Origin of the sequence: Sphingopyxis terrae subsp. terrae NBRC 15098, assembly GCF_001598815.1 — a bacterium.
GTDB lineage: Bacteria > Pseudomonadota > Alphaproteobacteria > Sphingomonadales > Sphingomonadaceae > Sphingopyxis > Sphingopyxis terrae.
The window spans coordinates 24,434-37,672 of sequence record NZ_BCZQ01000003.1 but is presented as its reverse complement, the minus strand read 5'-3'; the positions used below and the strand labels follow the sequence as shown (position 1 = coordinate 37,672).

16 protein-coding genes are annotated in these 13,239 nt (G+C 67.2%); all 16 read right to left on the bottom strand.

Translation table 11 applies throughout. The features are described from left to right. Nucleotides 1-83 precede the first annotated feature (83 nt). Entirely contained in the window at nt 84-506 is a 423-nt protein-coding gene (gene rplQ / locus STE01S_RS00260; protein ID WP_003040421.1) for a 50S ribosomal protein L17, read from the bottom strand. Nucleotides 507-664: 158 nt separating this feature from the next. Continuing rightward, nucleotides 665-1,723, bottom strand: coding sequence for a DNA-directed RNA polymerase subunit alpha (locus tag STE01S_RS00255; protein WP_003040418.1), 1,059 nt, complete (start codon nt 1,721-1,723; stop codon nt 665-667). 103 nt (nt 1,724-1,826) lie between these two features. After that, nucleotides 1,827-2,216: a 30S ribosomal protein S11 gene (gene rpsK, locus STE01S_RS00250; protein ID WP_003040416.1), complete on the bottom strand. Its 390-nt coding sequence runs from the start codon at nt 2,214-2,216 to the stop codon at nt 1,827-1,829. Nucleotides 2,217-2,322: 106 nt separating this feature from the next. Beyond that, on the bottom strand, nt 2,323-2,691 hold the full coding sequence (gene rpsM / locus STE01S_RS00245) for a 30S ribosomal protein S13 (protein ID WP_003040400.1): 369 nt from the start codon (nt 2,689-2,691) through the stop codon (nt 2,323-2,325). A 202-nt stretch (nt 2,692-2,893) separates the two neighbouring features. Then, complete coding sequence (locus STE01S_RS00240) at nt 2,894-3,685, bottom strand: inositol monophosphatase family protein (RefSeq protein ID WP_062763912.1); 792 nt, start codon at nt 3,683-3,685, stop codon at nt 2,894-2,896. Nucleotides 3,686-3,697: 12 nt separating this feature from the next. Further along, nucleotides 3,698-5,041: a TldD/PmbA family protein gene (locus STE01S_RS00235; RefSeq protein WP_062763910.1), complete on the bottom strand. Its 1,344-nt coding sequence runs from the start codon at nt 5,039-5,041 to the stop codon at nt 3,698-3,700. A gap of 59 nt (nt 5,042-5,100) precedes the next feature. After that, a complete protein-coding gene (locus STE01S_RS00230) occupies nt 5,101-5,499 on the bottom strand; it encodes a hypothetical protein (RefSeq protein WP_003040391.1) in 399 nt (132 codons plus the stop codon). 284 nt (nt 5,500-5,783) lie between these two features. Next, entirely contained in the window at nt 5,784-6,386 is a 603-nt protein-coding gene (locus STE01S_RS00225; protein WP_058813104.1) for a hypothetical protein, read from the bottom strand. An 84-nt stretch (nt 6,387-6,470) separates the two neighbouring features. Next, a complete protein-coding gene (locus tag STE01S_RS00220) occupies nt 6,471-6,992 on the bottom strand; it encodes a demethoxyubiquinone hydroxylase family protein (protein ID WP_062763908.1) in 522 nt (173 codons plus the stop codon). Next, nucleotides 6,989-7,471 carry a disulfide bond formation protein B gene (locus STE01S_RS00215; RefSeq protein WP_062763906.1) on the bottom strand — a complete coding sequence of 161 codons (483 nt, stop codon included), beginning with the start codon at nt 7,469-7,471 and terminating at the stop codon, nt 6,989-6,991. Before STE01S_RS00215 ends, STE01S_RS00220 begins: the two co-directional genes overlap by 4 nt. 16 nt (nt 7,472-7,487) lie before the next feature. After that, entirely contained in the window at nt 7,488-8,876 is a 1,389-nt protein-coding gene (locus tag STE01S_RS00210; protein WP_058813107.1) for a S41 family peptidase, read from the bottom strand. A gap of 134 nt (nt 8,877-9,010) precedes the next feature. After that, nucleotides 9,011-10,234, bottom strand: a complete 1,224-nt coding sequence (locus tag STE01S_RS00205) for a murein hydrolase activator EnvC family protein (RefSeq protein WP_062763904.1) — start codon at nt 10,232-10,234, stop codon at nt 9,011-9,013. Then, the gene (locus tag STE01S_RS00200) at nt 10,231-10,659 is read right to left on the bottom strand and encodes a 23S rRNA (pseudouridine(1915)-N(3))-methyltransferase RlmH (RefSeq protein WP_003040374.1); all 429 of its coding nucleotides are present in this window, start codon (nt 10,657-10,659) and stop codon (nt 10,231-10,233) included. Before STE01S_RS00200 ends, STE01S_RS00205 begins: the two co-directional genes overlap by 4 nt. 145 nt (nt 10,660-10,804) lie before the next feature. Beyond that, on the bottom strand, nt 10,805-11,215 hold the full coding sequence (gene rsfS / locus STE01S_RS00195; RefSeq protein WP_003040371.1) for a ribosome silencing factor: 411 nt from the start codon (nt 11,213-11,215) through the stop codon (nt 10,805-10,807). Further along, nucleotides 11,212-11,907, bottom strand: a complete 696-nt coding sequence (locus tag STE01S_RS00190; protein WP_120694120.1) for a nicotinate-nucleotide adenylyltransferase — start codon at nt 11,905-11,907, stop codon at nt 11,212-11,214. The genes rsfS and STE01S_RS00190 overlap by 4 nt, the downstream gene beginning before the upstream one ends. Next, nucleotides 11,871-13,166 carry a glutamate-5-semialdehyde dehydrogenase gene (locus STE01S_RS00185; RefSeq protein WP_062763902.1) on the bottom strand — a complete coding sequence of 432 codons (1,296 nt, stop codon included), beginning with the start codon at nt 13,164-13,166 and terminating at the stop codon, nt 11,871-11,873. The genes STE01S_RS00190 and STE01S_RS00185 overlap by 37 nt, the downstream gene beginning before the upstream one ends. Nucleotides 13,167-13,239 lie beyond the last annotated feature (73 nt).

Genomic DNA, 13,239 nt, shown 5'->3' with positions numbered 1-13,239 from the left:
CTGGTCCCCGTCGGCTGGCCAAGAAAAAGGGCGGTCGTCCCGGTGGACGCCGCCCTTGATCTTGTGTCGATGGAAAGTTCGGCTCAGGCCGCGTCTTCCAGTTCCTCGTCGGTCAGCACCGGACCCGAATCCTGGCCCTTGGCATCGACGTCGCGATCGACGAATTCGATGATCGCGATCGGCGCGGCGTCCGAAGCGCGGATGCCGGCCTTGATGATGCGGGTGTAGCCGCCGTTGCGGTCCTTGTAGCGTTCGGCGAGGACGTCGAACAGCTTCTGGAGCTGCGCTTCGTCCATCAGGCGGCTCATCGCCAGACGGCGATTGGCAAGGCCGCCACGCTTCGCGAGCGTGATCAGCTTTTCGACATAGGGACGCAGTTCCTTCGCCTTGGCGACGGTCGTTGTGATCTGCTCATGCTTGATGAGCGAAGCCGACATGTTGCGGAACATCGCGATGCGATGCGCGCCGGTGCGCTGAAGCTTCCGGCCACCCGATTTATGACGCATAATCCATTCCTTCGTTTGTCAGAGGGGCCGTTCAAGGTACCCCAAGCCAGGCCCGCTTGCGGGGGAGCCCTTTTCCCTTTGTGTTCCCCGGCGAAGGCCGGGGTCCAGATTCAGCGTTGCACCTGTGCCCCGGCTTTCGCCGGGGAACAGTTCGGGACTTAACCCAGTAGCTCCTGTTCGAGCTTCTTGGCCATTTCCTCGATGTTTTCCGGCGGCCAGCCGGGGATGTCCATGCCGAGGCGCAGACCCATCGACGAGAGCACTTCCTTGATCTCGTTGAGCGACTTGCGGCCGAAGTTCGGCGTACGGAGCATCTCGGCCTCGGTCTTCTGGACCAGGTCGCCGATGTAGATGATGTTGTCGTTCTTGAGGCAGTTGGCCGAACGGACCGACAGTTCGAGCTCGTCGACCTTCTTGAGAAGGAAGCGGTTGAGCTGGTTGACGTCCGATTCCTCGGTCGAAGCCGACGGAGCCGCCATGCCGATGAGGCCGCTGTCGTTCATCGCTTCTTCGAAGTGGACGAAGACCTGAAGCTGGTCCTGGAGGATGCGCGCGGCATAGGCGACGGCATCTTCCGGGGTCACGGTGCCGTCGGTATCGACGGTCAGCGACAGCTTGTCATAGTCCAGTTCCTGACCGATGCGGGCATTGTCGACCTTGTAGGCGACCTGGCGCACCGGCGAGTAGAGCGAATCGACCGGGATCAGGCCGATCGGCGCGTCGGCCGGACGGTTGGCCGTCGCGGGAACATAGCCCTTGCCGGTGTCGGCAACGAGTTCCATGTTCAGCGTCGCCCCGTCGTCGAGGTGGCAGATCACATGATCGGGGTTCATCACCTTGATGTCACCCGACACCATGATGTCGCCGGCCTTGACGGTCGCGGGACCGGTCGCCGAAAGCTGCAGCCGCTTCGGGCCTTCGCCTTCCATCTTGAGCGCGATCTGCTTCACGTTGAGGACGATGTCGGTCACGTCCTCGCGCACGCCGGCCAGGCTCGAGAATTCGTGCAGGACGTTCTCGATCTTGATCGACGTGATGGCCGCACCCTGGAGCGACGACAGGAGCACGCGGCGCAGCGCGTTGCCAAGCGTCAGGCCAAAGCCGCGTTCGAGCGGTTCGGCCACGAAGGTGGCCTTGCGCTTGCTGTCGCTTCCAGCCTTGATTTCCAGGTTGCTGGGCTTCTTCAATTCCTGCCAGTTCCGGATATTGACAGTCATGGACTTCCCTTTGCTTTGGGCGGGACGGGCGGGGCGGGTCGAGCCTGTCCTGCGTTAGATATGGTGACGGCAGAGCGGCCCGAAGACCGCCAGTCCGGAAACGTCAGACGCGGCGGCGCTTGGCCGGACGTACGCCGTTGTGCGGGATCGGCGTCACGTCGCGGATCGACGTGATGTGGAAACCGACCGCCTGCAAGGCACGCAGCGCCGATTCACGACCGGCGCCGGGGCCTTTCACTTCGACTTCCAGCGTGCGGACGCCATGTTCGGCGGCCTTCTTGCCGGCGTCTTCGGCGCAAACCTGCGCGGCATAGGGCGTCGACTTACGGCTGCCCTTGAAGCCCATCATGCCGGCGCTCGACCAGGCAATCGCATTGCCCTGCGCGTCGGTGATGGTGATCATCGTGTTGTTGAAGGTCGCGTTGACGTGGGCGACGCCCGACGAGATATTCTTGCGTTCGCGCCGACGAAGGCGCTGCGGTTCACGAGCCATTTTGAATTCCTAAACCCTAAATCCTGAAAACGACCGGTGGTGCCAGTGCGATGGCGACCTCCGGCGGAGAAATAAGGAAATCCGTCCCCCGGACGAATCTCTGCTCTTACTTCTTCTTACCGGCGATCGGCTTGGCCTTGCCCTTGCGGGTGCGCGCATTGGTGTGCGTGCGCTGGCCGCGGACCGGAAGGCCCTTGCGATGACGCAGGCCGCGATAGCAGGCGAGGTCCATGAGGCGCTTGATGTTCATCGCCGTGTTGCGGCGAAGATCACCCTCGACCGTGAGGTCGGCGTCGATCGTTTCGCGGATCTGCAGGACTTCGGCGTCCGACAGGTCCTGGATGCGGCGGGTGTGGTCGATGCCGAGCTTGTCGGCGATGTCGACGGCGGTCTTGCGGCCGATGCCGTGGATGTAGGTGAGCGCGATGATTACGCGCTTGTTGGTGGGCAGGTTTACGCCCGCGATACGTGCCATCTGTTCTTTCTCCTGCTCCACAGGGTTCGCTGGCAAACGAGCCCTATCTCAAAGCGTCTGTTTTCCAACGCAAAAAACGGACCACGAAGACGCGCTGAGCGTTTCGCCGTCCGGTCAGGGTGTTGGAATGCAGCGGCAATTAGGGTGAGTCGGGCGAATTGTCAAGCGAAGCGGCGGCTTTTGCAGCCTGCCGGGGCGCGCCTCAATCGTCGGCGGTCAGCGCCACCGCGCGGTCGTGGAGCCGGTTGACGACCGCGCCATGAATGCCCGGCGCGCTCGCGATGACACCGAAGGCCTGCGCGCGCGGCGTGTTGAAGACGAGCGGCTCGCCAAAGGCGTCGGTGACAGTCGCACCGGCCTCGGTCGCGATCAGCGCCGCGGCGGCGACGTCCCATTCGAAACCCCAGCGCAGCGTCGCGACCAGATCGGCGCGGTCGTCGGCGACCAGCGCCATGCGCAGCGCGATGCTGTTGGGTTTTGTCACCATGATGAGGTCGCGGTCGATCTTGGGCAGGCTGTCGGCGGGAACGCGCGATCCGTTGAAGATCATCCGGCGGCTGGCGCGCAGCGTTTCGCCGTTGAGCGTCGCGCCCTGACCCTTGCGGGCGACCCAAAGCTCGTCGAGCGCTGGCGCGTAGAGCACGCCGATTTCGGGAGCGCCGTCGACGACCAGAGCGACCGACACCGCCCAGCCCGGACGGCCGCGGATGAAGTCGCGGGTGCCGTCGATGGGGTCGACGCACCACATGAAACGGCGCGACAGCCGGTCGCTGTTGTCCGCGGTTTCCTCCGAAAGCCATCCGGCCTCCGGCACCATCGCGCCGAGAACCGCCTTCAACCGGGCGTCGACCGCCAGATCGACGTCGCTGACCGGATTATTCTCCGACTTGTGCCAGACATTGACCGCCTTGCCCTCGCCGCGCCAGCGCGCCATCGCCATGTCGCCGACCTCGCGCGTCGCGGCGATCACGGCTTCCAGGTTGCGCGCGGGCATCGGGCGGCCGGCCTAGCTGCTGGCGACGGTCATGCCGTCGATGCGCAACGTCGGCACGTTGGTGCCGTGGCGGAAGACCAGATCGTCGGCGGGGACCAGCGCGGCGAACATGTCGATCAGATTGCCCGCGATCGTGAATTCGGCGATCGGGCCGGCGATCTGCCCCCCCTCGATCAGGAAACCTGACGCGCCGCGGCTATAATCGCCGGTCACGGGGTTGACACCTTGGCCGATCAGTTCGGTGATATAGACGCCGCGGTCGATGTCGGCGATCAGCGCGTCGGGCGTGATCGACCCGGCCGCGAGATGCAGGTTGCTGGCAGAGACCCCCGACGCGCCGCCGCCGCGGCTCGCATGGCCGGTCGGTTCGAGCCCGAGCTGCTTCGCCGACGCGGTGTCGAGCAGCCACCCCGTAATGCGGCCATCGGCGACGATATCGCGCGCGGCCGTCGGCAGGCCCTCTCCGTCGAAGGCCCGGCTGCGCAGCCCGCGCGGACGATGCGGTTCGTCGCGCACGACGATTGCGCTGTCGAACAGCGCCCGTTCTTCCTTGCCGAGCAGGAAACTGGTGCCGCGGGCGATCGCGGGGCCGGCGATCGCGCCGAGCAGATGGCCGACGATGCTGCTGCCGATGCGCGGATCGAGGACGACCGGCACCTTGCCGACGGGCGCCTTGCCGGGGTTCAGCCGCGCGACGGCGCGGGTTCCGGCGCGCGCGCCGATTTCGGCGGCGCTTTCGAGGTCGGACAGATGATGCGCGCTGTGCCAGCCATAATCGCGCTGCATCGCCGCACCTTCGCCGGCGATGACGCTCGCCGACAGGCTGTGCCCGCTCGACCCATAGCCGCCGGCGAAGCCATGGCTCGTCGCGAGCGCGAAGCGCGTGCGGCTGTGGCTCGCGCTGCCGCCTTCGCTGTTGGTGACGCCGGCGACGGCGCGCGCGGCCTCCTCCACCGCCAGCGCGGCCTCGCGCAGCGCCTGGGGATCGGCTTCGCTGCCGTCGTCGAGATCGAAATCGGGGACCGGGCCGGTGAACAGGCGGTCGGCGGGGGCAAGGCCCGCATAGGGATCTTCGGGAGCCTCGCGTGCCATGGCAACGCAGCGCTCGACGAGCTTCGCCAGTTCGGCGGCATCCATGTCGGCGGTCGAGACGCTGGCGCTGCGCTGCCCGACGAAAACGCGCAGGCTGATATCCTGCCCCTCGGACCGCTCGACATCCTCGAGCGCGCCGAGCCGCATCGAGACCGAGGTCGCGGCATTGCAATAGTAAAGCGCGTCGGCGGCGTCGGCGCCCGCCTTGGTCGCGGCGGCGCACAGCATTTGCGCGCGGTCGAGGGCTTCGGAAACACTCAGCATGGCCGCGCCCTATACGGCGCGCGGCGGGGCGTCAAAATCAAAGTCGGATGACGTGCGCTTCAGCGCGCGATGGCGGCGATGGCATCGGTGGCCGCCATCGCACCGCTGACCCACAAGAAGGGCAGGGTGATCGCGGCAACCCACAGGCGGCGCACATCGCGGCGGAAGCGCGCGTGCAGCCCCCAGCTTGCCAGCGCCTGGCGGCTCAGATGATACCAGCGCCGCTCGGTCGAGCGCGCGACGGGAAGCGCGAGCGCAAGGACGACGATCAGCGACACGACCGCCAGCATCGACGGGGCGCCGGCCGAAACCGCGCTCATCACCAGCCAGACCTGGAGGGCCGCAAAAACGATCAGCGCGGCGGCGGCGTGCCAGGTCATGCGTCGACCCAGACTGCGTGCCGGTGGAACGCTGGCGGTGGCGCGGCGCCAGAGGCGCGGTTCGAAGGTCGATGCCATGTTGTTTTTCAGCCTCCCCGGCTGGCGATTCCCATAAATGCGAAGTTTTCAGCCGAAAATTCCCAAGTCAAGACAGGTTGCCAGCGATTCGTTAATTTTCGGGTTCGATTCACCGCAGAATCGCAACAAAATCGGGTCCGACGGCTGATATTGCCGCAGATTCGGTTGTTTCGCAGGGTGCCGGGCGCGAAGGCGCGCCCCGTCAGCCCCGGTCGCGAGGGCGAACTCTGCCCGAGTCGAAGATAGCAGTTGAGAGAGGCGCGCGCCGCGCGCCGTGCCGCAAATCAGCGCGGCGGGGGGACCGGCAGCGGTTCGGCGTCGGGATTGTCGGTTGCCGGTGCGTCGGTTGCGGGCGCGGTCTCTTCGGCCTGCTTCTGCCGGTCGGCCAGCGCCTTTTCCTCGGCGACGACGGCTGCTTCGACCGTGTCGGCGGCAGCGTCGATCCCGGCGAGGCGCTTGGCGCGCTCGTCGGCGATCATCGCCTGCCAGTCGGTCTTGTCGGCCGCCTGCCGCTCGGCCTTCGCGCCCGCGAGCAATTGCTGGGTGCAGCCCGTGAAGCCGCCGAGCCCGACCGGCGAACAGCTGTCGGTGCCGAAGCGGCCGACGCGCTGGAGCGATACGACCCGGTTGACCCAGGCTTCGTTGCGCGGGTCGAGCGGGTCGCCGCCACGGAAAATCTGCGGGACACGGTAACGGTCGCCTTCGGGCAGCACGGCGCAGACCAGAATTTCATCACCATTCGCCTCGGGGCATTTGTCGTTGCCATAGACGATGACCTGATTGATCTTCTCATTCGCGGGGCCCACCGGCCCCGTATCTTGCGCGGCGGCGGGCTGGGCGATCGCTGCCCCGGCGAGGATCAGCATGGCAAGCGGCAGGCGGGTCATCGTTATTTCCTTTTCGTTTCGGGCGACTTGCCACCCGCTGCCTGCATCCGCGCTGAACGGTCAGGCTTTCCCCGTGGAACCCTATCAGATACGCTTCGACAGCGCGATGGCTGCGCGGCAGCTCGCGCGGATCGCGAGGCTGAGCAACGGATAGGCGGGCGCGCTTTCGGCCCCCGCGGCAATCGCCGCTTCCTTATGCTCCAGCTCTTCGGCGCGGAAATCGGCAACCGCTGCGCTCAGTTCGGGGTCGCTGTCGCCCAGCGTATCGAGCTGTTCGCGATAGTGGCGATCGATCTCGGTCTCGACGGCGGCGGTGCAGGCCATGGCGGCGCGCGGCCCCATCGCGGCGGTGACGGCGCCGAGCGCGAAGCCCGCGACGTTCCAGAAGGGCTGAAGCGCCGTGGGGCGCACGCCGCGGCGCGCGACCATCGCGTCGAAAAATTTGCGGTGCCGCTCTTCCTGTTCGGCCATATGCGCGATCTCGCGCGCCATCGGATGGCGGTCGCCCATCACCGCGAGCTGACCCGCATAAATGCGCGTCGCGCCATATTCGCCTGCCTGATCGACGCGGATCATCGAGGCCGTTTTGCGGTCAGCTGTCATCATGCCGCCGATGTGGGACGGCGGCGCAGCAAGGTCAAGACGAACGCCGCGCCGGCGAGCGAGAAGATCGCGTTGAAACCGGCGAGCGAAACACCGAGCAGCGTCCATTGCGGGACGTCGCAGCGGGTGATGGGCGCCGCCATGATGTCGCTGAGCGATACCGGTCCGCTGACGCCGGTGCTGCACGTCGTCAGCCCTTCCCAGAAGCCATATTCGACCCCGGCGTGAAAGACGCCGATGACGCCGCTGATCGCGATGGCGATTGCGGCGAGCAGGGTCAGCCCGCGCATCGCCGCCGTATTGCGGGAGAGCAGCAGTGCCAGCGCCGCCAGCACGATCGCCGCCTGATGCGGCCAGCGCTGCCAGTAGCACATCTCGCACGGGTGGAGTCCGAAGCCGAATTGCGACACCAGCGCGCCGCCATAGAGCGCCAGCGGGATGGTAAGCGCGGCAAGCGGCGCGGCGTAACGCGAAATTCGCATCGTCGGTCAGCCCCTCTTAGTTGCGCGTCGTCGGCTTGGCGGCGGGCTTGGTCGCCTGCGCCATACGCGAAGTCGACGGGCCGATGCGACCGATCGTCTGCAGCGCATAATAGAGCTGATAATCCTCGATGCCCTTGGCCTTCAGCTCCTCGGCGGTGGCGGTGAAGCGCGGATCGTCCTTCTCGTCCTTTTCGAGCAGACTGTTGTCGACCTTTTTCTCGTTGATCAGATGGCGGCGCAGGTCGCTTTCGCGAAAGCGCGGACGGTCCTTGTAATCGGGGTCGGACAGCTGCGGCACACGGATATCGGGCTCGATCCCGCCTTCCTGCACGCTGCGACCCGACGGAGTGTAATAGCGCGCCGTCGTCAGGCGCAGCGCCGTCGTGTCGGTCAGCGGCAGCACGGTCTGCACCGACCCCTTGCCGAAACTGCGCTCGCCCATGATCAGCGCCCGGTGCTGGTCCTGCAGCGCGCCGGCGACGATTTCGGACGCCGATGCCGACCCGGCGTCGATCAGCACGATCAGCGGCGCGCCTTGCGCAAGGTCGCCGGGTTCGGCGAAGAAACGCTCGATGTCGTTCTTGCGGCGCCCGCGCTGCGAGACGATTTCGCCGCGGTCGAGGAAGACGTCGCTGACGCTCACCGCCTCATCGAGCAGGCCGCCGGGGTTCGAGCGCAGATCGACGATCCAGCCGCGCGGCTTGTGGCCGAGCGACTTTTCGACCGCGACCATCGCGGCGCGCAGATCACGACCCGCATCGGCGGAGAAGCTGGCGATGGTCAGCACGCCGACATCGTCCTTCACCTCCCATTTGACCGGCTTCACGTCGATGATCTCGCGCTTCAGGGTCAGCTCCATCGGCTTGTCCTGGCCTTCGCGCACGACCGTAATCTCGACTTCGGTGCCGGGACGGCCGCGCATCTGTTCGACCGCTTCGTCGAGCGTCATGCCGAAGATGAGCTGCTTGTTGATATGGGTGATATAGTCGCCGGCCTTGATGCCTGCGCGGTCGGCCGGTGTGTCGGCGGTCGGCGCGATCACCTTGACCACCCCGTCCTCCATCGTCACCGACAGGCCCAGGCCGCCATATTCGCCATCGGTCTGTGTCCGCAGCGTCGAATAGTCGCGCGCGTCGAGGTAGCCCGAATGGGGATCGAGGCTGGCAAGCATGCCGTTGATCGCGCCTTCGATCAGCTTGTCGTCGCTGACCGGTTCGACATAATTGGCCTTCACTTCCAGGAACACGTCCATGAAGCGCTGGATTTCCTCGGTGGTCTTCGAATCGACCGTCGCCATCGCGCCGGTTGCGAGCGGCACGAGAGCCAGCGTGCTGAGCGCGGCAGCCCCCTGCCAGAAGGCGAAGCGGCGCTTCGGGGAGGCGGGAGTCTTGGTCGATTCGGTCATGGATGTCTTTCAGTCACGCGGAATAGGCCGCACTATAATCCCCGGCGAGCCATCGTCCAATGCCTTTGCATCGGCGTCAAGCGCGCGATCGCCCTAGCAAAGGTCGCCCGAACGGCGCGTTAACGGCGGCGGCGTCAGCCAAGCATCGCGACCAGATCGACCGGGCGCCCGGCGCGGCGCAGTTCGACCGTGATGCGGCTGTCGTCGGACCCGGCGCGGCCCACCGGCGCCCCGGCGTCCAGCGTGTCGCCGACCGAAACCGACAGCGCGATCATTCCCGTGATCAGCGATGTCCAGCCGCCGCCATGGTCGATGATGACGATCTTGCCATAGCCGCGATAATCGCCGGCAAAGCTCACGCGACCCGCCGCGGGGGCGACCACCTGACCGCCGGGCTGCGTCGCGACGGTGATGCCGCGCGAGCGGACGCCGCTGTCATTCACTTCGCCGAGCCCCGCAACGATGCGCCCGACGACCGGCAGGCGATAGGCGCCCGCGCCGAGGTCCGCGTCGCGGCTTGCGGCCGGCGCGACGGGCGCGGCCTGCGGTGCCGCGCTGGCGGGATCGGCGGGGCGCGGAAGCGGCCCGGACAGATCGGCGAGTTCGCCGCGCACCGCCGCGTCGGCCTCCAGCGCGTCCATCAGATCGACGATGTCGCGCGCCTTTTCGCCGAGACCAAGCGCGCGGTCGGCTTCGAGCTGCGCGCTGCTCATCAGGTCGCGCGAGCGCAGCCGGCCTTCATTCTCGAGCCGCGTCAGCGCGTCCCGCCGCTCGGCAAGCTGTGCCTTGCTTGCCGAAAGCGCCTGCAGCGCGACGCGTTGCTGCTGCTGCGTCGTGCGCAGCCGCGCGAGTTCCTGCCGGACTCCCGCGGTGCGCTCTTGAATCACCGGCATCACCGCGTCGAGTACGGCGCGCGCGTGGACCATGTCGCGCAGCGAGCCCGGCTGCGCGAGCACGCTCACCGGCGGGCGGCGGCTCAATTGCTGGAGCGATGCGGTGAGCGCGAGCAGGGGCTGCTGCTGTTCGGCGAGCCGCGTCTGTTGATCGGCAAGGCGGCGACTGACCAGCGCGACGCGCGCCTCTGCCGCGTCGATATCGGCCTCGGCCGACTGGATCCGCGCGGCGAGGGCGGCGCTGCGCTTCTTAAGCCGGTCGGCCTCGTCGCGCGCGGCGCTTGCCTGCGCTTCGAGCACCGCGCTTCGCCGCATTGCCGCGGCCGACTGGGCCTTGGCGGTCAGCAGTTGCTGGCGCTCGCGCGCCGCAATCGCGGCGGGATCGAAAACGTCGCTCTGCGCCAGCGCCAGCGCGCCGCCGGTGATCGCCGCAAAGGCGGCGACGACAAGCAAGGCGGCCCTCATTGGCGACCTTCGCGGTGATAGGGGTGGCCGGCGACGATGCTGGTGGCGCGCCATAATTGTTCGGCGAGCATCGCGCGCGCCATCAGATGCGGCCAGGTTGCGCGGCCGAAGGCGATGACCTTGTCGGCCCCCTCGCGCTCGTCGGGCGTGAAGCCGTCCGCGGCGCCAAGGCAGAATCGCGCCTCGCGCACGCCGCCGTCGCGCCATTTTTCCAGCAGTTTGGCGAATTCGAGCGACGACATCTGTTCGCCGCCTTCGTCGAGCAGCACGGTACGACTGCCGACAGGTGCGGCGGGCACGCGGCCGCCGGTGTCGGGAAGTTCCGAAATCTTCTGCGCCCAGGTCACGCGCTTCATATAACGCTCGACCAGTTCGGCCTCGGGCCCGCGCCCGATCCGGCCCCGCGCGATGATGTGCAGCAACATGATGTCTTCGTTCACCTTCGGTGAAAGCGGCACCAGCCCGCTCCCCCGCCCGGCCTCCCACAGGCCACTATCGTCGGGGAGGCCGGGCGGGGGAGCGGGCTGGTGCCGCTTCTGTTCGGGCTTTAGGCCGAACAGAACAAAGGCGTCAATTTACCGCGGCAACCGGCGGTGCATCGCCGAACGACCACATGCGTTCGAGATTATAGAAGCTGCGAACCTCCGGACGGAACAGGTGGACGATCACGTCGCCGGCGTCGATCAGCACCCAATCGGCATTGGGCAGCCCCTCGACGCGGACCGGCCGGCCCGTTTCCTGCTTGATCCGCTGCGCCAGTTTGTCGGCGATTGCCGACACATGGCGCGTCGACCGACCGCTCGCGATCACCATATGATCGGCGATGCTGCTCTTGCCGGCAAGCGGGATGGAAATGGTTTCCTGGGCTTGATCCTCGTCCAGCTGGTGAAGGATCAGCGCGTGGAGGCTTTCCACGCTGTCGTCCGAAGACTTGGGTGCGGACGCGGCGCCGGGCGCGGCATCCTTACTGGCGGCTATCAAGCGGTTTCATTCCTTTCATCCATGGCCAGCCGCGAATGCGTGACAGGGTCGCGCAGCGCGCGGCCTGCATAGCTTTCGAACCAGCGGGGGTTGGCCTGCCGTATTGCAGTTGCGGATCGCACATCGGGCGAAAAACGCAGGAACACGAGGGCAGGCGGTCTCCAGTCTGTCCAAAGACGTTTCTGGTCCGCGGGCCGGACAAAGCGCCGCAGCCAACCCATCGCCTCTGCAGCATGGGTGCGGCCATTATAGCCCGGACGCGCGATAACCGCAATCGGCATCAATCGCGCAATATCCCGCCAGTCGCGCCAGCGGGGCAATTGAACCAGATTGTCGGCGCCCATGATCCAGATGAAGCGCCGATTCGGATAGCGACGGATCAGCGCGCGCAGCGTGTCGACCGTATAGCGCGTGCCGAGTTCGGCCTCGATCGCGGTGGCGCGGATCGGCGCGCGGCGCGCCATGCGCTGCGCCGAGGCCAACCGGGCGGCAAGCGGCGCCATGCCCGCCTGCGCCTTGAGCGGATTGCCGGGCGAAACGAGCCACCACAGCTCGTCGAGCCCCAGCGCATCGATCGCGTTCAGACTGATCGCGCGGTGCCCGCCATGCGCGGGATTGAAGCTGCCGCCGAGGAGGCCGGTGGTGAGCGGGCGGGTCAGGGTCGAACCTGTCCGCTCCCGCGCACCAGCCATTTATAGGTGGTGAGCCCTTCGAGCGCGACGGGGCCGCGCGCGTGGAGGCGTCCCGTGGCGATGCCGATCTCGGCGCCGAGGCCGAACTCGCCGCCGTCGGCGAATTGCGTCGAGGCGTTGTGCATGACGATCGCACTGTCGACTTCGGACAGGAACCGCTCGGCGGTCGCCACATCCTCGGTGACGATCGCGTCGGTGTGGCGGCTCGAATGGGTGTCGATATGCGACAGCGCGCCCTCGATCCCGTCGACCGCGGCGATCGAGACGATCGCGTCGAGATATTCGCAGTCCCAATCGGTCGCGCTCGCCGGTGTTACATGCGGGCTGAGCGCCGCGATGGCGGCATCGCCGCGCACTTCGCAGCCCGCGGCGATCAGCGCGTCGACGATGGCAAGCGGCGCGGGATAGGCGCGGTCGATCAGGATCGTTTCGGTCGCGCCGCAGACGCCGGTGCGGCGCATCTTGGCGTTGACCGCAAGATCGACTGCCCTGGCCGGATCGGCGGCGCCGTCGATATAGAGATGATTGATCCCGTCGAGATGCGCGAGCACGGGTACGCGCGCCTCGTCTTGCACGCGCGCTACCAGCCCCTTGCCGCCGCGCGGAATGATGATGTCGATCAGGCCCTGCGCGCGGAGCAGCGCGCCGACCGCGGCGCGATCCTGTGTCGGCACCAGTTGCACGGCATCGGCGGGCAGTCCGGTTTGGGCGAGACCCGCCGCGAGCGCGGCGTGGATCGCGCGGTTCGAGTGCACAGCCTCACTGCCGCCGCGCAGGATCACCGCATTGCCCGACATCAGCCCCAGCGCGGCGGCATCGGCGGTCACATTGGGGCGGCTTTCATAGATGATGCCGACGACGCCGAGCGGGACGCGCACGCGGGCCAGCGTCATGCCGTTGGGGCGCACGGTCCGGTCGATTTCGGCGCCGACCGGGTCGGGCAAGGCGGCGACGGCCTCGACCGCGTCGGCAATCGCGGCGAGCCGATTCTCGTCGAGGCGCAGCCGGTCGAGCATCGCCGACGACAGGCCGCCTTCGCGTCCCGCCTCCATATCGCGCGCATTGGCATCCAGGATCGCCGCGCCGCGCATGCGCAGCTCGGCCGCAGCCGCGCGCAGCGCCTTTGCCTTTTCGGCCGTCGTCGCGACCGCGAGCGCCTTCGCCGCCAGCCGCGCGCGCGCGCCCATGTCGGCGATCAGCGCATCGGCATCGTTCAGGCGCGGCGCGTCGCCGAGGGTGAGGGAGGTTTCAGCGTTCATGCGACGGGCCAATATCACTTTTGGCGTGATTCCCGAAAGCCCCGTTGCACGAGGTCATTCACCCCACTAGTCA